We start from the raw sequence: 24,554 nt of genomic DNA, 5'->3' as shown, positions 1-24,554 counted from the left end.
TGCGTAACCACCTCCGGAGCGCTGCACTGAAACCATGCTGACGCGAATCGACCACATCGGAATCGCCTGCCACGACCTCGACGCGACCGTCGGGTTCTACCGTGCCACCTACGGCTTCGAGGTGTTCCACACCGAGGTCAACGAGGAGCAGGGCGTGCGCGAGGCCATGCTCAAGATCAACGATACGTCGGACGGGGGCGCCTCGTACCTCCAGCTCCTGGAGCCGACCCGCGAGGACTCCGCGGTCGGCAAGTGGCTCGCGAAGAACGGCGAGGGCGTCCACCACATCGCGTTCGGTACGGCGGACGTGGACGCGGACGCCGCGGACATCCGCGACAAGGGCGTACGCGTTCTGTACGACGAGCCGCGGCGCGGTTCCATGGGGTCGCGGATCACCTTCCTGCACCCCAAGGACTGCCATGGCGTACTGACAGAACTGGTCACTTCGGCGGCCGTTGAGTCACCTGAGCACTGACCCTCGTACATATGGGCCGGTAGGGTTGGGTGCGGTCGCCGCTCAGTCCAGGGTGACCCGGTCCTGTCGCCTTGGGTGCCGGGACCGCCGGGGTCGTGTTTCGGGGGGCGGGCGACGGGGCAGCAGCACATGCTCCGCCGTTGATCTGACACCATTCCCCGGGGGCCCCGTTCGGCGGACGGACGGAGCTCGTTCGGGAAGATTTGCGACCAGGGGACGGATGGGACCGCGCAGTGCGGGGCTACGAGAGCCAGGAGCGAGAGCCGGCGGCTGACGTCGACCACCTCTCTCGGTTCGAGGCCGAGATGAAGCGGCTGAAGACCGAGCGGGAAAAGGCGATCCAGCACGCCGAGGACCTCGGCTACCAGGTCGAGGTGCTGCGCGCCAAGCTGCACGAGGCGCGGCGCACCATCATGTCCCGGCCCGCCTTCGACGGCGGCGACATCGGGTACCAGGCCGAGCAGTTGCTGCGCAACGCGCAGACGCAGGCCGACCAGCTGCGCGCGGACGCGGAGCGGGAGCTGAGCCAGGCGCGGGCGCAGACCCAGCGGATCCTCCAGGAGCACGCCGAGCAGGCGGCCCGGCTCCAGGCGGAGCTGCACCAGGAGGCGGTGACCCGACGCCAGCAGCTCGACCAGGAACTGGCCGAGCGCCGGCAGACCGTCGAGTCGCACGTCAACGAGAACGTGGCCTGGGCGGAGCAGCTGCGCGCCCGCACCGAGCAGCAGGCCCGGCGCCTGCTCGACGAGTCCCGCGCGGAGGCCGAGCAGGCCATGAGCGCGGCCCGCGCGGAGGCGGAGCGGCTGACCGCCGAGGCCCGGCAGCGGCTGCGGAGCGACGCGGAGAGCGCCCGCGCCGAGGCCGAGCAGATCCTGCGTCGAGCGCGCACCGACGCGGAGCGGCTGCTGAACGCCGCCTCGACGCAGGCGCAGGAGGCGACCGACCACGCGGAGCAGCTGCGCAGCTCCACCGCCACCGAGTCGGAGTCCACCCGGCGCGAGGTCCAGGAGCTGAGCCGGGCCGCCGAGCAGCGCATGTCGGAGGCCGAGGAGGCGCTGCGCAAGGCGCAGGCCGAGGCCGAGAAGGTGGTCGCCGAGGCCGAGGAGGCCGCGGCCAAGGCCCTGTCGAGCGCCGAGGCGACCAACGAGCAGCGCACCCGCACCGCCAAGGAGCAGGTCGCCCGGCTGGTCGGCGAGGCCACCAAGGACGCCGAGAGCACCAGGTCCGAGGCCGAGCAGGTGGTCGCGGACGCCCGCGCCGAGGCCGAGCGGATCGTCGCCGAGGCCGCCGAGAAGGCCCGCACGATCACCGCCGAGGAGTCGGCCACCCAGCTGTCCAAGGCGGCCAAGACGGCCGAGGACGTGCTGAACAAGGCGTCGGAGGACGCCAAGCGGACCACGAAGGCGGCCACCGAGGAGGCCGAGCGGATCCGCACCGAGGCCGAGACCGAGGCGGACCGGCTGCGCGCCGAGGCGCACGACATCGCCGAGGAGCTCAAGGGCGCGGCGAAGGACGACACCAAGGAGTACCGCGCCAAGACGGTCGAGCTTCAGGAGGAGGCGCGCCGGCTGCGCGGCGAGGCCGAGCAGCTGCGGGCGGACGCGGTCGCCGAGGGCGAGAAGATCCGCACCGAGGCCCGCAAGGAGGCCGTGGCGCAGATCGAGGAGGCGGCGAAGACCGCCGAGGAGCTGCTCGCCAAGGCCAAGGCGGACGCGGACGAGCTGCGCCAGAGCGCGACGGCGGACGGCGAGAAGGTCCGCGCCGAGGCCATCGAGCGGGCGACCACCCTGCGCCGGCAGGCCGAGGAGACGCTGGAGCGCACCCGCGCGGAGGCCGAGCGGCACCGCGCGGAGGCCGCCGAGCGCGTGGAGGAGCTCCAGGCGGAGGCCGAGCGGGCCGCCCGCGAGCTGCGCGAGGAGACCGAGCGCGCCGTCGAGGCCCGGCGGGAGGAGGCCGCCGAGGAGCTGACGCGGCTGCACACCGAGGCCGAGGAGCGCCGCACCGCCGCCGAGGAGGCGCTGAGCGGGGCCCGCGAGGAGGGCGAGCGGATCCGCCGCGAGGCCGCCGAGGAGAGCGAGCGGCTGCGCACCGAGGCCGCGGAGCGGGTCCGTACGCTCCAGCAGCAGGCCGAGACGGAGGCCGAGCGGCTGCGCACCGAGGCCGCCGCGGACGCGTCCGCCTCCCGCGCGGAGGGCGAGGCCGTCGCCGTACGGCTGCGCTCGGAGGCTTCCAACGAGGCGGAGCGGCTGAAGTCGGAGGCGCAGGAGAGCGCCGACCGGGTACGGGCGGAGGCGCAGACCGCCGCCGAGCGCATCGCGGCGGAGGCGTCCGAGGCGCTGGCCGCCGCCCAGGAGGAGGCCGCCCGACGCCGCCGCGAGGCGGAGGAACTCCTCGGTTCGGCCCGGCAGGAGGCCGACCAGGAGCGCGAGCGGGCCCGCGAGCAGAGCGAGGAGCTGCTGGCCTCGGCGCGCAACCGCGTGGAGGAGGCCCAGGCCGAGGCGGTCCGGCTGGTCGAGGAGGCCGACCGGCGCGCCACCGAGATGGTGTCGGCCGCCGAGCAGCACGCGGCGCAGGTACGGGAGTCGGTCGCCGGGCTGCACGAGCAGGCCCAGGAGGAGATCACCGGGCTGCGCAGCGCCGCCGAGCACGCCGCCGAGCGCACCCGGACCGAGGCGCAGGAGGAGGCGGACCGGGTCCGCGCCGACGCCTACGCGGAGCGGGAGCGGGCGAGCGAGGACGCCGGACGCCTCAGGCGCGAGGCGCAGGAGGAGGCCGAGGCCGCCAAGACACTGGCCGAGCGGACCGTGTCCGAGGCCATCACGGAGGCCGACCGGATCCGCGCGGACGTCTCCGAGCACGCCCAGCGGGTGCGCACGGAGGCCTCCGACGCCATCGCCGAGGCCGAGCAGTCCGCGTCCCGCACCCGGGCGGACGCCCGCGAGGACGCCAACCGCATCCGGTCCGACGCGGCGACGCAGGCGGACACCCTGATCACCGAGGCGCGTTCCGAGGCGGAGCGGCTCACCACCGAGACGGCGGCCGAGACCGACCGGCTGCGGACCCGGACGCTCGCGGAGGCGGAGCGCGTCACCGCCGAGGCGGCGAGCGAGTCCGAGCGGGTCAGGACCGAGGCGGCCACCGAGGCGGAGCGGCTGCGCACCGAGACGATCGCCGAGGCCGACCGGGTACGGGCCGAGGCGAGCGCCCGGGCCGAGCAGCTGGTCTCGGACGCCACCGGGGAGGCGGAGCGGCTGCGGGCCGAGGCCGCCGACACCGTCGGCTCCGCGCAGCAGCACGCCGAGCGGCTCCGCGCCGAGGCGGACCGGGTCCGCCGCGAGGCGGCCGCGGAGGCCGAGCGGGTCACCACGGCCGCCCGGGAGGAGGCCGAGCGCACCCTCGACGAGGCCCGCAAGGACGCGAACAAGCGGCGCTCGGAGGCCGCCGAGCAGGTCGACACGCTCATCACGGAGACCACCGCCGAGGCCGACAAGCTGCTCACCGAGGCGCAGCAGCAGGCCCAGAAGACCACCGCGGACGCCGAGTCGCAGGCCGACACGATGGTCGGCGCGGCCCGCTCGGAGGCCGACCGGATCGTCCAGGAGGCGACGGTCGAGGGCAACACCCGGGTGGAGAAGGCCCGTACGGACGCGGACGAGCTGCTGGTCGGCGCCCGCCGGGACGCGACCGCCATAAGGGAGCGCGCGGAGGAGCTGCGCGAGCGGCTCACCTCGGAGATCGAGGAGCTGCACGAGCGGGCCCGCCGCGAGGCCGCCGAGACGATGAAGTCGGCCGGAGACCGCTGCGACGCGCTCATCAAGGCCGCCGAGGAGCAGCTCGCCAAGGCGGAGGCGAAGGCGAAGGAGCTGGTGTCGGAGGCCAACTCCGAGGCCGGCAAGGTGCGCATCGCCGCCGTCAAGAAGGCCGAGGGGCTGCTCAAGGAGGCCGAGCAGAAGAAGGCCACCCTGGTCCGCGAGGCCGAGGAGCTGAAGGCCGAGGCGGTCCGCGAGGCCCGGCGCACGGTCGACGAGGGCAAGCGCGAGCTGGAGGTGCTGGTCCGGCGCCGCGAGGACATCAACGCGGAGATCTCCCGGGTGCAGGACGTGCTGGAGGCGCTGGAGTCGTTCGAGGCGCCCGGGGGCGCGAAGGACAACGGGGTGAAGGCCGGAGCGACGGTGGGCGCCCCACGTTCGGGTGGCAAGTCGTCAGACGGCTAGCGTCCGGGGCGGTTTCGGTGTCTGCTGGAGATCTTTGGCCGAGTCCCGACGGGACCGTTCACCAGAACTTTGGCAAGCCATCCGCGGGTCAGCCACTCAAAAGAGGTGTCATTCTCCGTATCAAACGTGCATCCGCTCGATGACACACCGCATTGGCGCCTAGGATTCCCTCTATCACCTCACCCGGTCTCTTTCGACAGGAACCCCATGAGCGACACTTCCCCCTACGGCTTCGAGCTTGTGCGGCGTGGGTACGACCGCGCTCAGGTGGACGAACGTATCTCCAAGCTCGTCTCCGACCGTGACAGCGCTCTCGCCCGCATCACCGCTCTGGAAAAGCGCATCGAGGAGCTCCACCTCGAGACTCAGAACGCCCAGGCCCAGGTCAACGACGCCGAGCCGTCGTACGCCGGTCTCGGCGCCCGGGTCGAGAAGATCCTGCGGCTCGCCGAGGAAGAGGCGAAGGACCTGCGCGAGGAGGCCCGGCGCGCGGCCGAGCAGCACCGCGAGCTGGCCGAGTCCTCGGCCCAGCAGGTGCGCAACGACGCGGAGTCGTACGCCGCGGAGCGCAAGGCCAAGGCCGAGGACGAGGGCGTCCGGATCGTCGAGAAGGCCAAGGGCGACGCCTCGCAGCTGCGTTCCGAGGCGCAGAAGGACGCGCAGTCGAAGCGCGACGAGGCCGACGCGCTCTTCGAGGAGACCCGCGCGAAGGCCGCGCAGGCCGCCGCCGACTTCGAGACGAACCTCGCCAAGCGCCGCGAGCAGTCCGAGCGCGACCTGGCCTCCCGTCAGGCCAAGGCCGAGAAGCGGCTCGCGGAGATCGAGCACCGCGCGGAGCAGCTGCGCCTTGAGGCGGAGAAGCTGCGCACGGACGCCGAGCGCCGGGCCCGCCAGACCGTGGAGACGGCGCAGCGCCAGTCCGAGGACATCGTGGCCGACGCCAACGCCAAGGCCGACCGGATCCGTTCGGAATCGGAGCGCGAGCTGGCCGCCCTCACCAACCGCCGCGACTCCATCAACGCGCAGCTGACCAACGTGCGCGAGATGCTGGCGTCGCTCACGGGCGCCGCGGTGGCGGCCGCTCCGTCGGTCGAGGACGAGTCGGTCTCCCGCGGGGTCCCGGCCCAGCAGTCCCGCTGACGCCCTTTCGCCCGGGCGGTTCCGGCCGCGCGGGGGGTGCGCCTGCTGAATCCGTACGAACCTGGGCGAGGCCTGCTGTCACTGGGGTGGCAGCGGGCCTCGTCCCGTTCTAGCGTGGTCGCCATGATCGAGCTCGAGGGGCTGACCAAGCGGTACGGCGAGAAGGTAGCGGTCAACAATCTCTCCTTCACCGTCAGACCCGGCATCATCACGGGCTTCCTCGGCCCCAACGGCGCGGGCAAGTCGACGACCATGCGGATGGTGCTGGGCCTGGACCGGCCGACCGCCGGGGACGTGCGGATCGACGGCAAGCACTACGACCAGCTGAAGGACCCGCTGACGTACATCGGCGCGCTCCTGGAGGCCAAGGCGTGGCACGGCGGGCGCAGCGCCTACAACCACCTGCTGTGCCTCGCGCAGAGCAACGGCATTCCCGCGAGCAGGGTGCGCGAGGTCCTGGACACGGTCGGGCTGTCGGCGGTCGCCCGGAAGAAGACCAAGGGCTTCTCCCTCGGCATGGGGCAGCGGCTCGGCATCGCGGGCGCGCTGCTGGGCGATCCGCGGATCCTGATGTTCGACGAGCCGGTCAACGGGCTCGACCCCGAGGGCATCCACTGGATCCGCAATCTGATGAAGACCCTGGCCTCCCAGGGCCGTACGGTCTTCGTCTCCTCCCATCTGATGAGCGAGATGGCGCTGACCGCCGACCATCTGGTGGTCATCGGCCAGGGCAGGCTGCTGGCGGACACCTCGATGGCCGAGTTCATCGCGGAGAACTCCCGCAGCTACGTCCGGATCCGCACCCCGCAGCGCGAGCAGCTGCTCGACGCGCTGCACGCGGCCGGGGTCGCGGTCGTCGAGTCGGGTGAGGGGGTCCTGGAGGTGGACGGCGACAAGTCGGAGACGGTCGGCGAGCTGGCGGCGCGCCACCAGGTCGTGCTGTACGAGCTGAGCCCGCAGCGCGCCTCCCTGGAGGAGGCGTTCATGCAGCTGACCGCGGAGTCCGTGGAGTACCACGCGCACGACGGGCAGCCGCCCGGCGCGGTGCCGCAGCAGCAACAGCCACCGGGACAGCCCCCGCAGCAGCCGTGGGGCAGCGACTGGAAGAGGGGATGAGCATGGCGGCGACACAGGTCGTCCGGTCCGAGTGGACCAAGATCCGGTCGGTCGCGTCCACGGTGTGGACGCTGGGCCTCGCCGTGGTCGTCACCATCGCCCTCGGCATGCTGATCTCGGCCCTGTCGAAGAACGAGTTCGGCGACATGAGCCGGCGGGACCAGCTCTCCTTCGACCCGACCTTCATCAGCTTCGCCGGCACGAGCCTCGGCCAGCTGGCGATGATCGTGTTCGGGGTGCTGGTCGTGGGCAACGAGTACAGCTCCGGCATGATCCGCACCTCGCTGGCCGCCGTGCCGAAGCGCGGCACCTTCCTGTTCAGCAAGATCGCGGTGGCCACCCTCCTCGCGCTGGTCGTGGCCATGGTCACCAGTTTCGCCACGTTCTTCCTCGGGCAGGCGATGCTCGGCGACCTGAAGGCGTCGATCGGCGACCCGGGCGTGCTGCGCGCGGTGTTCGGCGGCGGCCTCTACATGACGCTGATCGCGATGTTCTCGATGGGCGTGGCCGCGATGCTGCGCTCCCCGATGCTGTCGCTGGGCATCCTGATGCCGTTCTTCTTCCTGATCTCCAACATCCTGGGCAACGTCCCGGCGACGGAGAAGGTCGGCCGGTTCCTGCCCGACCAGGCCGGCAGCAAGATCATGCAGGTGGTCACGCCGATCGACGACGACGTGCCGTACGGGCCGTGGGGCGGCCTGGGGATCATGGCACTGTGGGTGATCGCGGCGCTCGTCGGCGGGTATGCGGTGCTGAAGCGGCGGGACGCCTGAGACGCTGGGAGCAGAACCCCGGCGGGCGCCTCCGTACGGTGTCGGATTTTGCCCGCGCTTGAACGGAACCGTCAGCGCGTGGATATCCTCCTAACCCTTACGGGGGCGTGTGCCCTGCTGTCCCTGAACCTTCCGATGGGTGCGGAGCATGATCGAGGCTGTCGGCCTGACCAAGCGATACGGCGACAAGACCGCTGTGTACAACCTCTCCTTCCAGGTGCGGCCCGGTGCCGTCACCGGCTTCCTGGGGCCCAACGGCTCGGGCAAGTCGACGACGATGCGGATGATCCTGGGCCTGGACAACCCCACGGCGGGGCACGTGACCATCGGCGGTCACCCGTACCGCAGGCTGCCGAACGCCGCGCGCCATGTCGGGGCACTGCTGGACGCCAAGGCGGTGCACGGCGGGCGGGCCGCCCGCAACCACCTGCTGAGCCTCGCCCAGCTGTCCGGGATCCCGGCCCGCCGGGTGGACGAGGTGCTGGGCGTGGTGGGCCTCCAGGACGTCGCCAAGCGGCGCTCCAAGGGCTTCTCCCTCGGCATGGGCCAGCGGCTCGGCATCGCCGCCGCGCTGCTCGGCGACCCCCAGGTGCTGCTCTTCGACGAGCCGGTCAACGGCCTCGACCCGGAGGGCATCCACTGGGTGCGCAACCTGATGAAGGCGCTCGCCGCGGAGGGCCGCACCGTCTTCGTCTCCTCACACCTGATGAGCGAGATGGCGCTCACCGCCGACCACCTGATCGTCATCGGGCGCGGCCAGCTGCTCGCCGACATGAGCGTGACGGACTTCATCTCGGCCAACTCCGCCGACTTCGCGCGCGTACGGACCCCGGACACCGATCCGCAGCTGCGCGAGAAGCTGACCTCCGCGCTGACCGAGGCGGGCGGCCACGTGCTGCCCGAGCAGGACGGCGCGCTGCGGGTGACCGGGCTCGCCCTCCCCCGCATCAGCGACATCGCGCACGACACCGACGTACGGCTGTGGGAGCTGTCGCCGCACCAGGCCTCGCTGGAGGAGGCGTACATGCGGATGACGCAGGGCGCCGTGGACTACCGGTCGACCGCCGACCAGAAGGCGGGGCTCCAGCAGCCCCTGCCGCCCGGCGCGCAGCCGCCGATGCCGGTGCCCGGTCAGGGCCAGCCCGGGTGGTACGCGCCGCCGCCGCCCCAGCAGGGCGGTCAGCCCTTCGCCGCGCCGCAGGGCGCGCCTGGCCAGGCGCCGGCGGGCCCGTACGGTGCCCCGGTGGCGCCCGGTGCCGTGCCGGGCGGTCAGCCGGCCAACCCGTACGCGGCCCAGCAGGCCCCCCAGGCACCGCCGATGCCCCAGGCTCCCGCCGGCGCGCCGACGCCGCCCGCGGCGGGCCCCGCGCCCGCCTCCGCGCCCGTCACCGACCCGACCAAGCCCGAGGACGCCCGATGAGCACGCCCCAGCCCCCGACGCAGCAGGCCGCGCCCGACTGGCACGCGGCGCCCGGTTCGCCGTTCCCGACGTACACGTCGCCGATCCCGGTGGTGCGCACGACCCTCGTGCACGCGCTGGCCTCCGAGTGGACGAAGATCAAGTCGGTGCGCTCGACGATGTGGACGCTGGGCGTGTTCGTCCTGCTGGTCCTCGGCATCGGGCTGCTGACCGGCGCGGTCGTGGCGAGCTCGGACTCCGACCTGGCCGGCGAGAGCGCGCTGAGCCTCGGCTTCTTCGGCCTGCTGCTGGGCAGCATGTGCGTGATCACGCTGGGCGTCCTGACCACCGCCTCGGAGTACGGCACGGGGATGATCCGCACGACGATGACCGCCTGCCCCAGCCGCGGCCGGGTGCTGGCCGCCAAGGGCATCGTGTTCTTCCTGGTGGCGTTCGTGGTGACCCTGGTCTGCGCGACGCTGGTCGGGCTGGCCCACGTGTCCATGCTGGAGGGCAACGGCGCCGAGAACCCGACCGGCGCGGAGTGGCTGAAGGGCACCGTCGGCGTCTCGCTCTACGTCGCGCTGCTCGGGCTGCTCTCGCTGGCCATGGGCTCGATCATCCGGCACTCGGCGGGCGCCATCACCATCATGATCGGCGTCCTGCTCGCCCCGCTGGTGATCGCGCTGTTCATGTTCTCGGAGTCGCTCAAGGACGTGCAGCAGGCGCTGTTCGAGTACTCGATCCCGAACCAGATGAGCATCTTCTACGCCAACTCGCTCTCCGAGTCCGGGCCCTCGGGCTGGGACCCGCTGTGGATCGTGCTCGGCGTGACCGCGGCCGCGTTCGCCGGCGCCTTCGCCCTGCTGGAGAAGCGGGACGTGTAGGCGGGCCTTCAGAACCTCGGCGCGTTACGGGACCGCTGCACCCGCGTGGTGCGGCGGTCCTTCGCGTTCCAGCAGGCCTTGTGCCAGTGCCGGCGGTCGTCGACGCCCGAGTGGGCCGGCCAGGCCACGACGTGCGGGACACCGTCCGGAATGAGCTGGTCGCAGCCCGGGCAGCGGTACGCCTTGCCCTGCGCACTCGAGCCCGCCACGTGCCGTACGCTCCACTCCTCGCCCTGCCAGTCCTCCGAGGACTGCCAGCCGCCGTAGCGGCCGGAGCCGTCCTCCTCGGCGCTCCGGCCGGAGAAACCGGCTCCCTTGGGTCGGTTGCGACGCGGGGACACAGGACACCTCACGGAGCTATACAGGAAGCAGGGCGGCATCCAGCCTACGCGGCACGGACCCGGGTACGCGTACGGCGCCAACCACCGCAACTCCCCCGACCGGTGTTGTCCGACCGGGCCCACGCACCGTCCCACAACGGCCGATTCTGCAGACAATCCGCAAAGTCCTTCGTCCGGCCGTGTCCTCGGCACGTGTCAGGCGGTTATGCCGTGTGGGGGAGCTCCACGTCGGGGCCGAGGAAGCAGGAAAAGGCAATGCGCGTAGGAAGTTTCGTGTTGGGGGCCCAGTTCCCGGGCCAGGGCCAGGGGGAGGCGCTGCACCGCGCCGTCCGCTCGGCCGAGGTCGCCGAGGAGGCCGGGCTGGACACGGTCTGGCTGGCCGAACACCACTTCGTGCCGTACGGCACGTGTCCGTCGGCCGTGACCCTGGCCGCGCTGCTGCTGGGCCGCACCCGGCGCATCCGGGTCGGCACCGCGGTCAGTGTGCTGCCCACCGTCCACCCCGTGGCGCTCGGCGAGCAGGCCGCGCTGCTGCACGTCACCAGCGGCGGCCGCTTCTCGCTGGGCGTGGGCCGCGGCGGCCCGTGGGTGGACCTGGAGGTGTTCGGCGCGGGTCTTCAGGCGTACGAGAAGGGGTTTCCGGACTCGCTCGACCTGCTGCTGCGCTGGCTGCGCGAGCCGGCCGTCGGCGCCTCGGGAGACCGCTACCGCTTCCGCGAGGTGCCCGTCGTGCCGCGTCCGTCGGAGTCCCTGTCGGAGGAGCCCGGCCCGGAGGTCGTCGTCGCCTGCACCTCGCCGTCGAGCGTGCGGCTGGCGGCCGAGCGGGGGCTGCCGATGCTCCTCGGGATGCACGTCGGCGACGAGGAGAAGGCGGAGATGGTCGCCCTGTGGCGGCGCCACGCGCGTGCGGCCGGACGTCCGGCGGCACAGATCCACGGCGCCGGACACGTGTCGGCCGGAGTCTGCCAGATCGCGGACCGGCGCTCGGACGCGGCCGAGACCCTGCTCAAGGCGATGCCGGGCTGGCTGCGGCAGGGACTTGGCGCCCATGTCACGGTGGACGGCCGGGCCCGGCAGATGCGCGACCCGCACGCCTACACGGAACTGCTCTGCGGGCTGCACCCGGTGGGCACGCCCCGGCTGTGCGCGGACCGGCTCGCGGCGACCGGCGAGCGGACCGGTATCTCCCGCTTCGCCCTGCTCGTCGAGGGCTCGGGAGACCTGGCGGCGACCGAGGAGAACGTGCGGCGGCTCGGGGCCGAGGTGCTCCCCCAGCTCCGCTGACCCGGCGGGCGGGGAGCTTGCCGCTCCGGTACAGAACTGCACCTCCCGCGTACGGAGCGGCAAGCGGGCGCTCTAGGGGCCGTCAGCAGTCGCGCAGTTCCGGCGACTGGTTCAGCAACTGGCTGCGCACCGAGGTGAACTTGGTCAGCGTCTCGTCGACAGAGGAGTCCAACGGGAACACCGCCACCCGGTGGCAGTTCTGGAAGGCCAGCCGCACCCCGAAGTGCCGCTGCAGTGCACCGCGTATGGCGTCACTCGCGAGCGCACGCAGGAGCTGACCGCGCGCCTGCTCGTCCGGCGGGGGCGTCTGGTTGTCGGCGAAGGCTCCGCCGTCGACCTTCAGCTGTGCCACCAGGGAGCTGACCATCTCCCATGCGTAGGGCAGGGAGGTCCGGACGCAGTCGACGAAGTCTGCTTCGTCGACCTCGCCTCGCTCGGCCTGTTCGAGTAGGGCCGGTGAGACGTCGAGCGACATGGGTTCTCCTCTCGCACCCCCGACCAGCAGGGGTTGCCGGACAGTTAAGGGAGTGCGCGATTCCGAACACGCTGCGTACACAGTTCGCGACCTCCCGTTCAATACCGTAAGCAACCGATCGTGACGGCACCAGGAGAATGCCCAGATGGACACCATCCCGTAGGCCCACAATCGGCCAGTGCGCACAACGGGGCCAATGGGAGAAGTGGGACAGTGCGCGCGGTGCCCGGGTCCGGGCGAATCGCGTCGGGCCGGGCCGGTCGAGTAGCGTTGCCGACCATGCGTCTCGTCATTGCCCGCTGCTCCGTCGACTACGCCGGACGGCTCACCGCCCACCTGCCCTCGGCCCCCCGGCTGATCCTGGTCAAGGCGGACGGCAGCGTCTCGATCCACGCCGACGACCGGGCCTACAAGCCCCTCAACTGGATGTCGCCGCCCTGCACCCTGAAGGAGGGCACGGGCGGGGAGGAGGGCGTCTGGACCGTCGTCAACAAGGCGGGCGAGAAGCTCATCATCACGATGGAGGAGATCCTCCACGACTCCTCGCACGAACTGGGCGTCGATCCGGGCCTGATCAAGGACGGCGTGGAAGCACACCTCCAGGAGCTGCTCGCCGACCGCATCGACACCCTGGGCGAGGGGTACACCCTCATCCGCCGCGAGTACATGACCGCCATCGGCCCGGTGGACATCCTGTGCCGGGACGCCCAGGGCGGGACCGTCGCGGTCGAGATCAAGCGGCGCGGCGAGATCGACGGCGTGGAGCAGCTCACGCGCTACCTGGAGCTGTTGAACCGCGATCCGCATCTCGCGCCGGTGCGCGGCGTCTTCGCCGCCCAGGAGATCAAGCCGCAGGCCCGCGTGCTGGCCACGGACCGCGGCATCGGCTGCCAGGTCCTGGACTACGACGCGCTGCGGGGCATCGAGGACGACAAGCTGCGGCTGTTCTGAGGGCGCGTCACGTACGAGGTGCGGAGGGCCGGGTCCGTGTGGCGGACCCGGCCCTCCTGTGCTGTCGCCTTCCCCGGTGGGGTCAGATGATCTGACCGGTCTCCGGATCCGAGTCGGCCGGCGTTCCGGTGCCGGTGCTCCCGGTGCTCCCGGTGCTCTCGGTGCTGCTCTGCGAAACGGTGGCCGGGGGCGTGTCGGCGCCGCTGACGGTGTCGGACGTCTCGGGGGTGGACGGCGAGGTCGTCTCGGTCTCCGTGGGCGTCGGTGACGTGTCGTCGGACTCGGTGGGCGTCCCGGGGTCCGTCGGCTCGGTGTCCGTCGGCTTCGGCGACGTCGGCTTCGTCGTCGGTGAACTCGGCGACTTGCTCGGCTCGTCCGGCGAGCCGGGGTCGTCGGGGCTCTCGTCGTCACCGGGGTCGGTGCTGCCCGTGTTGCTCGGCCCCTGCGAAGGCTGCCCCGACTCCGTGGCCGTCGGCGACTCGGACGTGCCGGGGGTGGTGGAGTCGGTCGGGCCGGGCGTCTCCTGGCCCTGACCGTCGTCGGAGGGCCGGTCCGCGCCCAGGCTGCCGTCGTCGACGCCCTGGCTGGCCGACGGGTTGACGCCGACCTCGTTGGAGGGATCGCCGCCGTCGTTCTCGGACGTGGCCCCCAGGGTCACCACCGTGCCGAGCACGGCGACGAGCAGCGCGCCCGCTCCGGCGGCCACCAGGTTGCGCCGCGCGAAGCCCTTGATGCCGCCGGCGACCGTGCGGGACGGCTCCTCGTCGGGCTCGCGACGGGTGACGAGAGTGGGGGACTGCGGGGGCGGCTGGAGCGGCGGGAAGGGCGCGGGAACGCCCGCGGACGGCGACGCCGACTCCTCGGTGCGGGCGTCGGGCACCTCCTCCCCCACCGTCGGACCGAGTCCGGCGCCGACGGCACCGAGTCCTGCGGCGGGCGCCGCCGCGGCAAACCCGCCCGCGCCGCTGCCCAGGCCCGGCGTGTCGCCGGTGCGGTCGGCGACCAGCGCGAGGGCGCGGCGGCCGGCCACGGCACCGCGCTTGTCGGAGAGCGCGCCGCGCAGCCCGATGGAGGCCTCCAGCTCGGCCCGGGCCCGGTCCAGCTGGCCCTCGCACAGCGCGAGGACGCCCAGCTCGTGGTGGAAGTAGGCCTGTTCGGCGACGTCACCGGCGAGCCGGGAGGCCGCGGTGCCGGAACGCAGCGCCCGTTCCCAGGCGCTCCAGTGCAGCCCGGCGGCGAACGCGGGCGCCGCGGTGCGGGCCAGCTGGACGGCCGGGCTCTCCTCGTCCTGGGCGGTCGGGGTGGTCGCGGGCACCAGCGCGGCGAGGGCGGCCAGTACGGCGTCGGCCTCCGCGCAGACCCGCTCCGGGGTGACCGAGGGGTGCCCGGCCCACCAGGCGTAGTGCTGGGCGGCGGCCGTCGCCCGCTCCCCTACGGCGTCCGCGTAACCGGCGCTGTCCAGCTGGGTGAGCACGCCGGCGGCCAGCCGGTAGCGGGAGCCGACCGGGGAGACCAGTCCGCAGTCCATCAGCTCGCCGAGGGCGGCGTCCGCGTGGGTGTCGCCGACCAGGGCGGGCAGATGCGCCTGGTGCGGCACCTCGCCGCCGAGCGCGACGGCGAACTCCAGGGTGGCGCGGGCGGAGGCGCTCAGCCGGGAGGCGAGCAGCGGTGCGGGCGCGGCGGCCTCGCCGAGGGACGGCAGGGGTACGTCGTCGGCCTCGGCGGCGTCGTAGGGGGTGTCGTCGCCGGGGCGGGCGTCGGCGAAGACGCCGAACTCGTCGACGGCGTCGGCACCGGCCCGTTCCCGGTCCCGCCGGCGCAGCAGGGCACCGGCCTGGACGAAGCGCAGCGGCAGGCCCTCGGACTCGAACCAGAGGTCTCCGGCCCAGTTGGCCTCCTCCTCGGTGAGGGTCCGCCCGGCGGCGCGCTCCAGCAGCTCCACGCCGTCGGAGCGGTCCAGGCCGGTGAGGAAGACCTCCTCGACGGCCGAGTCGGCGGAGGGTGCGGCCACTTCCGGGGTGGCGCCGATGACGAAGGCGCACTCGGGGGTGGCGTCGAGGAGTTCGTCGAGGGCGGTGCCGCCGAACTCGACGTCGTCCAGGACGACGACCGCGCCCACCTCGCGCAGGTGTCCGAGGAGTTCCGTCCGGCCGGGACGGTGCAGGGGCGCGCGGTGGACGGCGTAGAAGAGGTCGTGGAGCAGGTCGTCGGCGGTGCGGTGGTGGCCGCTCAGGCGGACGACGCCGTCGGGCGCGAGGCCCGCGCAGTCCTCGGCGACGACGTCGAGGAGACTGGTGCGGCCGGAGCCGGCGGGGCCGGTGAGGCGGACGGAGCGGCCGCGGGCGAGGAGTCGCACCAGGCGTTCGCGTTCGTCCTCGCGGGCCAGCAGGCCGAGGACCGTGCGGACCGGTCCCGGTGGGACGGGCGGCCGCGCGGCGCGCTCCGCCTCCGCTCGTTCGGCCGCGGTGAGCTTGTCGGGCCGGGCGGGCCGTTCCGTGGGCGGACAGACCTCGATCTCGCTGCCGTCGACGGGGTTGACGGTGAGCAGGAAGTCGCCGGACACCAGCTGCACCGTGCGGGCGAGCGCGGGCGCGTGCTGTCCGAAGTCGGAGGTGATGGGGTCCCTGTGCGGGCGCGGGCGCGGCGCCTGGTGGTCGCCGTCCTGGCCGTACTCCTCAGGGCCCCGGTTGTTCGGGTCCATTGGTTCAAGCCCCCCAAAAGCGTCGTGTGCAGGGCCCCGGCAGGGACCACCCTCCCGGCCTTGCCGCACACCGCGCTGTCGCTTCTGGTCCGGGCCCGCCGGCGGGTTTGCAAAGGCAGCGGGCAGCCAGACCCTAAACCTTCGCCCAGTATCTCCGACAGCCCGGGGTGCCGGACGGCCCGAGAGGTCACGGTCTCGTGAGGATTGCGTGTGTCGGAGGTGTGAACCTTCACTTACACGCGGGGCAGGGTCTCCACACCGATGCCGCCCTCGATGGCGAGGATCCGGTGCAGCCGGGTGGCCACCAGCAGGCGCTGCATCTGCGGCGGCACGCCGCGCAGCACCAGCCGCCGCCCGCAGCGGCCGGCCCGCCGGTGGGCTCCCATGATCACGCCGAGTCCGGTGGCGTCCCAGGAGTCCAGCTCTGACAGGTCGAGCACCAGGTCGCCGACTCCGTCGTCGACGGCCGAGTGCAGGACCGTACGGGCGTCCGCCGCGCTGCGGACGTCGAGGCGGCCCCCGACGACCAGCTCGACGTGGTCGCCCCTGATGTGCATATGCGCTCCCCGGCGTGCGTCTTCTTCGTCGTCTTCTTCGTCTTGGCGTTGCGTTGCGCGCGTTGTGGTCTCTCGGCGATATCAGGCACTGCACCCTCTGACTGGCCGAAACGACCGGAGGTTGCCGTCTGTAAGCGAACCGATACCGAATTCACTCCGGCGTGTGACGTTTGCCGGGGCTGATGCGACCTCAGTGCTTGTAGAAGCCCTGCCCGCTCTTGCGGCCGATGTCACCGGCGTCCACCATCCGGCGCATCAGCTCCGGCGGGGCGAACTTCTCGTCCTGGGACTCGGTGTAGATGTTGCCGGTGGCGTGCAGCAGGATGTCGACGCCCGTCAGGTCGGCGGTGGCCAGGGGTCCCATGGCGTGGCCGAAGCCCAGCTTGCAGGCGAGGTCGATGTCCTCGGCGGTGGCGACGCCCGACTCGTACAGCTTCGCGGCCTCGACGACGAGGGCGGAGATGAGCCGGGTGGTCACGAATCCGGCGACGTCGCGGTTGACGACGATGCAGGTCTTGCCGGTGGACTCGGCGAACTCGCGTGCGGCGGCGAGCGTTTCGTCGCTGGTCTTGTAGCCGCGCACCAGCTCGCACAGCTGCATCATCGGGACCGGCGAGAAGAAGTGGGTGCCGACGACCCGCTCGGGGCGCTCGGTCACCGCCGCGATCTTGGTGATCGGGATGGCGGAGGTGTTGGACGCGAGGATCGCCCCGTCCTTCACCAGCTTGTCCAGGGTACGGAAGATCTCGTGCTTGACCTCGAGCTTCTCGAAGACGGCCTCGACGACGACGTCCGCGTCGGCGGCGGCGTCCAGGTCGGTGGTCGCGGTGATGCGCCCGAGCGCGGCCTCGGCGTCGTCGGCGGCGAGCTTCCCCTTGGCGACGAACTTGTCGTAGGAGGCCCTGATGCCGTCGGTGCCGCGCCGCAACGCCTCGTCGGTGACGTCGCGCAGGACGACCTCCCAGCCCGCCTGGGCGGAGACCTGGGCGATGCCGGACCCCATGAGACCGGCTCCGATGACGGCGAGCTTCCGTGCCACTGTGCGACTCCCCTGATACGCGCTGATTCTCGTCTCTCGGCCGGAGATTAGCGGGCGTGAGGCGCTGTGTGACCGGTTAGTAACGCGCGTCACGTCTCAAATGACGGACGTCACACCGAGGGGTGCCGTCCGGGTGTCACAGAGCGCCTCGTGCGGCGTAGTTGAGCACCTTCTCGCTCAGCAGGCCCTCCATCTCGTCCAGCAGCACAAGGATGTCGCGGGACACTTCGGCGGGTTTCCCGCCGGCCATCAGGCGGCGGCCGATGGTCGCCATCACCGTGCCGTGCAGCCAGTTGATCTGACCGGCCATCAGCGAGGGGACGGGGTCGTCGTCCGGGGCGCCGGTCTCCTCGCGCAGGGTGTGCTCGAGGTTGTCCTGCACCTCCTGGCCGATCGCCCAGAGCCGGGAACGCAGCGCGGGCGAGGAGTGGATGACCCCCATGAAGCGCGCATATCCCTCCATGAGACCGATCCGGGGTGAAACCGACTCGACCTCCTCGCGCAGTTCCCGCAGCACGGCCTGAGCCGCCGACTCCCCCTCCCGCCGCCCGCGCACCCAGCGCGAGAGCCGGTCGACCACGCCCTTGGAGCGGTCGAGAAAGAGGTCCTCCTTGGCCGGGAAGTAGTTGTAGACGGTGTTGACGGAGACGTTCGCGGCGTCCGCGACCTCCGCCACCGTCACGGCCTCGAAGCCGCGCTCCAGGAACAGCCCCGTGGCGACATCCGAGATGTACTGCCGGGTCTGCCGCTTCTTCCGTTCCCTGAGTCCCTCGGCCATGCCCGCATCCTAGCTGCGCCGACGACACAGTCTGGGGCCAGTGAAAACTTGGAGGCATTGCAAAATTACAGTGCCTCTGTTTTTCTGGAGCGCATGGCAATCATCAGTACGGCCGGGCTGGCCCGTACCTTCGCGACCAGGCGCGGTCCGGTCGAGGCGGTGCGCGGCATCGACCTCACCGTCCGCGAGGGCGAGATCCTTGGCTTCCTCGGCCCCAACGGCGCCGGCAAGACCACCACCCTGCGCATGCTCACCACCCTGCTCGCCCCCACCGGCGGCGCGGCCACCGTCGCCGGGCACGACCTGGCGACCGACCCGGCCGGGGTGCGCGCGGCGTGCGGGTACGTGGCGCAGTCGGGCGGGGTGGACACCCAGATCACCGTGCGGGAGGAGCTGGTCACCCAGGGGCGCCTGTACCGGCTGACCCGGGCGCGGGCCGCCGAGCGCGCCGCCGAACTGGCCCGCGACCTGGACCTGACCGGGCTGCTCGACCGCAAGTGCGGCGCGCTCTCCGGCGGGCAGCGGCGCCGGCTGGACATCGCGATGGCGCTCACGCACCGCCCGAAGGTGCTCTTCCTGGACGAGCCGACGACCGGTCTGGACCCGGGCAGCCGCGCCGACCTGTGGGACCTGGTCCGCCGGCTGCGCGCCGAGCACGGCACCACGGTCTTCCTGACCACCCACTACCTCGACGAGGCCGACGCCCTCTCCGACCGCCTGGTCGTCGTGGACGGCGGCGTGGTGGTCGCCGAGGGCACACCTGACGCCCTGAAGCGGGAGTACGGCGGCTCGCCGGACGCCTCGCTCCAGGACACCTTCCTGGCCGTCACCGGCCGCAGCGCGGCTCCGGCCGACGCCGCCCCCGTCGCCGTCTGACCTTCCGAGGATTCCCGATGCTGCTCCACGACACCGGCCTGATCTACGGCCGCTATCTGCGCCAGTCGCTGCGCTCCCGCTTCGCGCTGCTGTTCGGCGTGCTGATGCCGCTGCTGTACCTGCTCTTCTTCGGCCCGCTGCTGACCGACCTGCCGCTCGGCGGGCGGGGCAGCTCCTGGCAGGTGCTGGTCCCCGGCCTGCTGCTGCAACTGGGCCTGTTCGGCGCCTCCTTCGCCGGGTTCTCGATCATCATCGAGAACAGCCAGGGAGTGGTCGAGCGGATGCGGGTCACGCCCGTCAGCCGCCTGGCGCTGCTGCTCGGACGGGTACTGCGGGACGCCACCGTCTTCGCCTTCCAGGCGGTACTGCTGGTGCTGGCGGCCCTGGTGATGGGCCTGCGCGCGCCGCTGCCCGGCGTGCTGATCGGCTTCGCCTTCGTCGCCCTGCTCACGGTCTCGCTGGCCTCGCTGTCGTACGCGCTGGCGATGAAGGTGCGCACCCCGCAGGAGTTCGGGCCCACGATCAACGCGCTGACCATGCCGTCGATGCTGCTGTCCGGCCTGATGCTCCCGATGACCCTGGGCCCGGACTGGCTGGACGTGCTCTCGCACCTGATGCCGTTCCGCTATCTGGTGGACGCGGTGCGGGACGCCTACGTCGGCTCCTACGCGACGGCGCACATGCTGTACGGCACCCTGGTCGCCCTGGCCTTCACCGCGCTGGCCGTGACGGTGGGCACACGCGTGTTCCGGACGGCGGGCGCGTAACTACGCTGGCCCCATGGTCAACCTGACGCGCATCTACACCCGGACCGGCGACCAGGGCACCACCGCCCTCGGCGACATGAGCCGGGTCCCCAAGACCGACCTCAGGATCTCCGCGTACGCCGACGCCAACGAGGCGAACGCGGTGATCGGCACCGCCATCGCGCTCGGCGGCCTGTCCGAGGAGGTCGTCAAGGTCCTCGTCCGCGTCCAGAACGACCTGTTCGACGTGGGCGCGGACCTGTCGACGCCGGTGGTGGAGAACCCGGAGTACCCGCCCCTGCGGGTCGAGCAGTTCTACGTCGACAAGCTGGAGGCGGACTGCGACCGCTACCTGACCGAGGTGGAGAAGCTCCGCTCCTTCATCCTCCCCGGCGGCACCCCCGGTGCGGCCCTGCTGCACCAGGCGTGCACGGTGGTCCGCCGGGCCGAGCGCTCCACGTGGGCGGCGCTTCAGGCCCACGGCGACACGATGAACCCGCTCACCGCGACCTACCTCAACCGCCTCTCGGACCTGCTCTTCATCCTGGCCCGGGTGGCCAACAAGGAGGTCGGGGACGTGCTGTGGGTGCCGGGCGGGGAGCGCTAGGCAGCCCGTCGTCCCACCACAAGGTCATCCCGCCACGACGTCATCCCACCACCATGTAGAGACATGCGATCACCGCGAGGGCGACGAGCACCGCACCAACGACTAGGGCGCAGCCGAGCGCCCCGGTGACCCCGGCGATCGCCGCCCACCCGGCGCGTGCCGCCCGGTCTGCGCGCCGGGCGGCGTCCTGCGCGTCGGTGTCGTCGTACCAGCCGCGATCAGTCATGTCGCCCCCCACTTCCTGACCCTGGAGCTTACGTGACCATCCGCGCCGTTCCCAGTTTCCCCTGGCATGGACGAAACATTGCCCGATCGTGATCTGGATGTTTACAACCCTCGGTAAACGTCGACTTCTTCACAATCCCGGTCGCTCTCCACAGGTTGACCTGCAACCTTGCTACCGCGTTAGTTACTGACGGCCATGAGATGGATCTTTTGGGTGGGGTGTGGCGAGAATGTGGAACCGATTGCGGGGCGGGTCGTCGGGCCTGGTCGCGGTGGTATGTGCGGCGGTGATCGCCGCGGTGGTCCCGGGATCGGTGGCGTACGCGGCCGACGAGGAGGCGCCGGCTGCGTCGTCGTCGGAGGGGCAGAAGGCTCTTGACGCGGCGCGGGAGTCCGGTGAGCGGGTAGAGGTGCCAGGACAGCGGACGGAGCGGACGACGGTCTTCGCCAATCCGGACGGCGCCACGTTCACTTTGGAGGAGTCGGCGGTCCCGGTCCGGGTGCGGGCGTCGGGAGGTGGCTGGCAGACGCCGGACGCGACGCTGGTGCAGCGGGCGGACGGGTCGGTCGGTCCAAAGGGCGCAGCGGTGGGGATGGCGTTCTCGGGCGGTGGGGACGACGCTCCGCTGGCCCGGATCGAGGACGAGGGCCGTTCGCTGGCCCTGGACTGGCCGGGCGGACTGCCTGCTCCGCGGCTCGAGGGTTCGAGTGCGGTGTATGGGGAGGTGCTGCCGGGTGTCGACCTGAAGGTGACGGCGACGCCGGAGAGTTTCCAGCATGTGCTGGTGGTCAAGACGCCCGAGGCGGCGGCGAGTGAGGAGCTGAAGAAGCTCACGTTCGGGCTGGAGACGGAAGGGCTGGCGGTGCGTGAGGGCGCGTCGGGTGCGCTCGCGGCGGTCGACGGCAACGGTGCCACGGTGTTCCGGGCGCCTCCGGCGCGGATGTGGGACTCGGCGGGCCGGACGGCGGATGCCGACGAGGCCTCGCAGCAGTCGAAGTCGTCGCCGACCGAGTCGTCGCTGTCGACGTCGCAGGCACGGGTGCCGCAGACGGTGGGCGAGGACGGTCCAACGGGTGAGCCGGCGGATCCGGCGGAGGCCGCGCCGTCCGGCTCCGGTCTAGAGCCGGGGCAGGGCGACACCGTGGTCCGGATGGACGTCGAGGTGGGCCAGGGCAGGCTGTCGGTCGTCCCGGACGCGGACATGCTCGCCGGTACCGACGCGGACGCCTTCCCGGTGTTCATCGACCCGACGGTGACGTGGGGCGAGTCGGAGCGGACCCTGCTGCGCAGTGACGGCTACGAGTCCTACGGCTGGGGCAACGGGGACGACGACCGGGGCAAGGGCGCGGGCAAGTGCGGTTCCTGGAGCGGCTACTACTGCGGTCCGGGCTATGTGCAGAAGCTGTACTTCGAGTTCTCGCCGTCGAGTCTGCGGGGCAAGAAGGTGCTGGACGCCACGTTCCGGGTGACGGAACCGTGGGCGTTCCAGTGTGATCCGCGCTGGGTGGATCTGGTGCGTACGAACAACATCTCCTCGTCCACGACGTGGTCGTCGCGGCCCAAGGAGCTGGACTGGATGGTCGACCGGTATGTGTCGGCCGGGCGGGGATCGCTGTGCGACCCCGACTCGCCGGACGCACCGATCGAGTTCAACGACAATCCGGAGGAGAGCAACGAGAACCTGACCCCGACCGTGGCGAGCTTCGCGGCGGGCAAGTTCTCCCGGCTGACCCTGGAGGTCCGGGCGCACGATGAGAGCGACACCTCGGCGTGGAAGCGGTTCAAGAACGACGCGGTCCTGGCCGTGAAGTACGTGGGTCTGCCGGACAAGCCGTCCGCCGTCGGCATTCAGGGCGGCGGGAGCAGTACCGCCCCGGTGTGCGACAAGCGTGAGGCCGACGCGTCGATCGTCTCGTACCCGGCGCCCACGCTGAAGGCGACCGCGCAGACCAAGGCGGGCGGCAATGACGACACCGCCCAACTGCGGGTGTACTTCGACCTCGACGTGAAGAACGCCGACGGCTCCTGGACGGACGTCAACCCGGGCAACGGCTCCCTCGGCCCGTCGACCGGGTACGTCGACGACGACAGGGCGGTGTCCCTGAAGTGGTCGCCCCTGACTGACGGCAAGCTGTACCGGTACCACGCCTGGACCTGGTCGTACTACGGCTCCAGCCACCTCAGCAGCGCCGCCTCCGACGGCTACTGCTACTTCCGCATCGACTCCACCCGGCCCAAGGCCCCGCAGGTGACGCTCTCCTCGCCGTACACGGAGTGCACGACCAACGCCTGCGCCGCCGCAGGCAGTCCGGGCGAAGTGGCGACGCTGTCGTTCAAGCCGGCGTCCGGTGACACGAACGTGTCCTACCAGTACAAGGTGTCCTCGCAGGCGGCGTGGTCGGCCGAGCTGAAGGGTGCCACCGCCACGGCGAAGGTCACACCCACCCGCGGGGGCCTGCAGCGCGTGTACGTACGGGCGAAGGACACTCTGGGCTGGGGCGAGCAGTCCGTGACCGACTTCCTGGTGGACTCCGGTGCGGGTCCGGTCGGCCGATACCACTTCGACGAGGCGACGGGCGCGGCGGTCGACTCCGCCACCGTGGACGGCCGTGACGATGCGGCCCTGTACGGTGCGGCACGGGACGACCGCGGCCGCCGCGGCCTGATCACCCATGACGCCGAGGGCAACGCCCTCGGGACGCCCGTCACCGACCAGGGCCTGGCTCTGAACGGCACCACCGACTACGCGGCCACCAGCACATCGGTGGTGGACACCCGCGCCTCCTACACCGTCTCCGCCTGGGCCATGCTCAAGCCGGGCGTGGCACGCAACCAGACGGTGCTGGGACAGGACGGCGGCTTCTACAGCGGCTTCTACCTCACATATCGCGAGGCTGAGGGGGCCTGGACGCTGAGCACGTCACCCAAGGACGCCACCGACGGCAACATCGCGGAGCAGAAGGTGACGGCCACGCAGCCGGCCGCAAAGGGCGTGTGGACGCATCTCGCGGCCGTGTACGACGCGGACAAGAAGCAGATCCGGCTGTATGTGAACGGCCGGCTGCAGGGCAGCGACACCGTGTCCGCGGCGTGGGCGGCAGAGGGCGGTCTGCAGATCGGCCGCGTACTGTGGCGGGACGCCTACACCGACTACTTCGCCGGCTCGATCGACGAGGTCACCGTCTGGCAGCAGGCCCTGACCGACGAACTGGTCGCCGACGATGCCCGGCTCATGAACTCGCCGAACCACGCGGCGGTGGAACTGGTCGCGGACTGGTCGCCGGAGCGGGGCAGCGGCACCACGGTGCCCGACGCCCAGTCGGGCTACGGCAGGTCACTGACCCTGGGCGGCGGGGCCGCGCTGGACGGCGGGGCGATCGTCCTCGACGGCGTGGACGACGCGGCCACGGCCGCGGGACCGGTGGTGGACGACACAGGTTCGTTCACCGTGACGGCGCTGGCAGCCCTGGACGCCGACAAGGTACTCGCCAAGCCCGTCGGCTACACCGGCCAGGTCGTGGGACAGCGCACGGCGGACGGCTCGGCGTGGGGCCTGTGGTACAAGCGGACCGGCAGCGCCACGGTCCTGGACGAGGACACGTTGGAGGAGAAGACCGTCCCGGAGGGCTTCTGGTACTTCGGCCGGTTCGACGCCGACGGCACGTTCAGCGGGGTGGCCTCCGAGGAGAGCGCCTCGGTGGACGGCATGGTCCGGTTGACGGGTGTCTACGACACCGGGGACGGCACGGTTCGTCTGTACCTCGGCAGTGTCGTCAACGGTGACGCGCAGACGTTCACCGCGAAGACCGGCTCGGGCGACCTCGCTGTCGGCAAGGGCAGCACGGACGGGACGTGGCAGCACTACCTGCCCGCCCGTATCGCCGACGTACGGCTGTGGACCGGCGCGATGGCGACCGCACAGCAGATCGACGAGGCCGTCGCCGACTGACAACCGGTGAGCCGGGGGTG

The 24,554-nt window shown here is 71.8% G+C and carries 20 protein-coding genes; 13 read left to right on the top strand and 7 right to left on the bottom strand.

What is annotated here, in order from left to right; all coding sequences use genetic code 11:
* Positions 1–34: 34 nt before the first annotated feature.
* The 7 genes from mce to ACFYZ3_RS27055 all read left to right on the top strand — a co-directional run bounded on the left by mce (position 35) and on the right by ACFYZ3_RS27055 (position 10,004).
* Positions 35–475, top strand: a complete 441-nt coding sequence (mce, locus tag ACFYZ3_RS27085) for a methylmalonyl-CoA epimerase (RefSeq protein ID WP_115744253.1) — start codon at positions 35–37, stop codon at positions 473–475.
* A gap of 233 nt (positions 476–708) precedes the next feature.
* Positions 709–4,689: a polarized growth protein Scy gene (gene scy / locus ACFYZ3_RS27080; RefSeq protein ID WP_388522692.1), complete on the top strand. Its 3,981-nt coding sequence runs from the start codon at positions 709–711 to the stop codon at positions 4,687–4,689.
* A 207-nt stretch (positions 4,690–4,896) separates the two neighbouring features.
* Entirely contained in the window at positions 4,897–5,829 is a 933-nt protein-coding gene (locus ACFYZ3_RS27075) for a cellulose-binding protein (protein ID WP_003973600.1), read from the top strand.
* A gap of 123 nt (positions 5,830–5,952) precedes the next feature.
* Positions 5,953–6,945 (top strand): ABC transporter ATP-binding protein, encoded by a 993-nt coding sequence (locus ACFYZ3_RS27070; protein ID WP_388522687.1) that lies wholly within the window; start codon positions 5,953–5,955, stop codon positions 6,943–6,945.
* On the top strand, positions 6,942–7,718 hold the full coding sequence (locus tag ACFYZ3_RS27065) for an ABC transporter permease (protein ID WP_361004548.1): 777 nt from the start codon (positions 6,942–6,944) through the stop codon (positions 7,716–7,718). Before ACFYZ3_RS27070 ends, ACFYZ3_RS27065 begins: the two co-directional genes overlap by 4 nt.
* Before the next feature lie 148 nt (positions 7,719–7,866).
* Positions 7,867–9,138, top strand: coding sequence for an ABC transporter ATP-binding protein (locus ACFYZ3_RS27060; protein ID WP_388522682.1), 1,272 nt, complete (start codon positions 7,867–7,869; stop codon positions 9,136–9,138).
* Complete coding sequence (locus tag ACFYZ3_RS27055; protein ID WP_361004542.1) at positions 9,135–10,004, top strand: ABC transporter permease; 870 nt, start codon at positions 9,135–9,137, stop codon at positions 10,002–10,004. The genes ACFYZ3_RS27060 and ACFYZ3_RS27055 overlap by 4 nt, the downstream gene beginning before the upstream one ends.
* 8 nt (positions 10,005–10,012) lie before the next feature.
* On the opposite strand, the gene ACFYZ3_RS27050 is transcribed toward ACFYZ3_RS27055, so the two are convergent.
* The gene (locus ACFYZ3_RS27050; RefSeq protein WP_388522679.1) at positions 10,013–10,345 is read right to left on the bottom strand and encodes an ATP/GTP-binding protein; all 333 of its coding nucleotides are present in this window, start codon (positions 10,343–10,345) and stop codon (positions 10,013–10,015) included.
* Between the two features lie 255 nt (positions 10,346–10,600).
* Between ACFYZ3_RS27050 and ACFYZ3_RS27045 the strand changes: the two genes are divergently transcribed.
* Positions 10,601–11,629 (top strand): LLM class flavin-dependent oxidoreductase, encoded by a 1,029-nt coding sequence (locus ACFYZ3_RS27045; protein WP_388522676.1) that lies wholly within the window; start codon positions 10,601–10,603, stop codon positions 11,627–11,629.
* Between the two features lie 82 nt (positions 11,630–11,711).
* On the opposite strand, the gene ACFYZ3_RS27040 is transcribed toward ACFYZ3_RS27045, so the two are convergent.
* Positions 11,712–12,104 (bottom strand): SCO5389 family protein, encoded by a 393-nt coding sequence (locus ACFYZ3_RS27040; RefSeq protein ID WP_003973607.1) that lies wholly within the window; start codon positions 12,102–12,104, stop codon positions 11,712–11,714.
* 279 nt (positions 12,105–12,383) lie between these two features.
* Between ACFYZ3_RS27040 and nucS the strand changes: the two genes are divergently transcribed.
* Positions 12,384–13,055, top strand: a complete 672-nt coding sequence (gene nucS / locus ACFYZ3_RS27035; RefSeq protein ID WP_388522673.1) for an endonuclease NucS — start codon at positions 12,384–12,386, stop codon at positions 13,053–13,055.
* An 82-nt stretch (positions 13,056–13,137) separates the two neighbouring features.
* Here the strand turns inward: nucS and ACFYZ3_RS27030 are convergent, their stop codons facing one another.
* The 4 genes from ACFYZ3_RS27030 to ACFYZ3_RS27015 form a co-directional block, all read right to left on the bottom strand.
* Positions 13,138–15,756: an ATP-binding protein gene (locus tag ACFYZ3_RS27030; protein WP_388522670.1), complete on the bottom strand. Its 2,619-nt coding sequence runs from the start codon at positions 15,754–15,756 to the stop codon at positions 13,138–13,140.
* Between the two features lie 233 nt (positions 15,757–15,989).
* Positions 15,990–16,313, bottom strand: a complete 324-nt coding sequence (locus ACFYZ3_RS27025) for an STAS domain-containing protein (RefSeq protein ID WP_003973611.1) — start codon at positions 16,311–16,313, stop codon at positions 15,990–15,992.
* Between the two features lie 190 nt (positions 16,314–16,503).
* Entirely contained in the window at positions 16,504–17,352 is an 849-nt protein-coding gene (locus ACFYZ3_RS27020; RefSeq protein WP_388522666.1) for a 3-hydroxyacyl-CoA dehydrogenase family protein, read from the bottom strand.
* 136 nt (positions 17,353–17,488) lie between these two features.
* Positions 17,489–18,130 carry a TetR/AcrR family transcriptional regulator gene (locus tag ACFYZ3_RS27015; RefSeq protein ID WP_388522663.1) on the bottom strand — a complete coding sequence of 214 codons (642 nt, stop codon included), beginning with the start codon at positions 18,128–18,130 and terminating at the stop codon, positions 17,489–17,491.
* A gap of 93 nt (positions 18,131–18,223) precedes the next feature.
* On the opposite strand from ACFYZ3_RS27015, the gene ACFYZ3_RS27010 reads away from it, so the two are divergent.
* Genes ACFYZ3_RS27010 through ACFYZ3_RS27000 form a run of 3 tightly spaced genes read left to right on the top strand, consistent with a single transcriptional unit; the run spans position 18,224 to position 20,359 of the window.
* The gene (locus tag ACFYZ3_RS27010; protein ID WP_388522660.1) at positions 18,224–19,006 is read left to right on the top strand and encodes an ABC transporter ATP-binding protein; all 783 of its coding nucleotides are present in this window, start codon (positions 18,224–18,226) and stop codon (positions 19,004–19,006) included.
* Between the two features lie 17 nt (positions 19,007–19,023).
* Positions 19,024–19,773 carry an ABC transporter permease gene (locus ACFYZ3_RS27005; RefSeq protein WP_361004521.1) on the top strand — a complete coding sequence of 250 codons (750 nt, stop codon included), beginning with the start codon at positions 19,024–19,026 and terminating at the stop codon, positions 19,771–19,773.
* Positions 19,774–19,786: 13 nt separating this feature from the next.
* Positions 19,787–20,359, top strand: coding sequence for a cob(I)yrinic acid a,c-diamide adenosyltransferase (locus ACFYZ3_RS27000; protein ID WP_388522657.1), 573 nt, complete (start codon positions 19,787–19,789; stop codon positions 20,357–20,359).
* A 40-nt stretch (positions 20,360–20,399) separates the two neighbouring features.
* Here the strand turns inward: ACFYZ3_RS27000 and ACFYZ3_RS26995 are convergent, their stop codons facing one another.
* Positions 20,400–20,585 carry a hypothetical protein gene (locus ACFYZ3_RS26995; RefSeq protein ID WP_388522654.1) on the bottom strand — a complete coding sequence of 62 codons (186 nt, stop codon included), beginning with the start codon at positions 20,583–20,585 and terminating at the stop codon, positions 20,400–20,402.
* Between the two features lie 229 nt (positions 20,586–20,814).
* Between ACFYZ3_RS26995 and ACFYZ3_RS26990 the strand changes: the two genes are divergently transcribed.
* Positions 20,815–24,534, top strand: coding sequence for a LamG domain-containing protein (locus tag ACFYZ3_RS26990; protein ID WP_388522651.1), 3,720 nt, complete (start codon positions 20,815–20,817; stop codon positions 24,532–24,534).
* The last annotated feature ends 20 nt before the right edge of the window (positions 24,535–24,554 follow it).

Source organism: Streptomyces sp. NPDC001599 (assembly GCF_042893535.1).
GTDB lineage: Bacteria > Actinomycetota > Actinomycetes > Streptomycetales > Streptomycetaceae > Streptomyces.
Note: the sequence above shows the minus strand (reverse complement) of the source record. Positions and strands in the feature narration are given on the sequence as shown.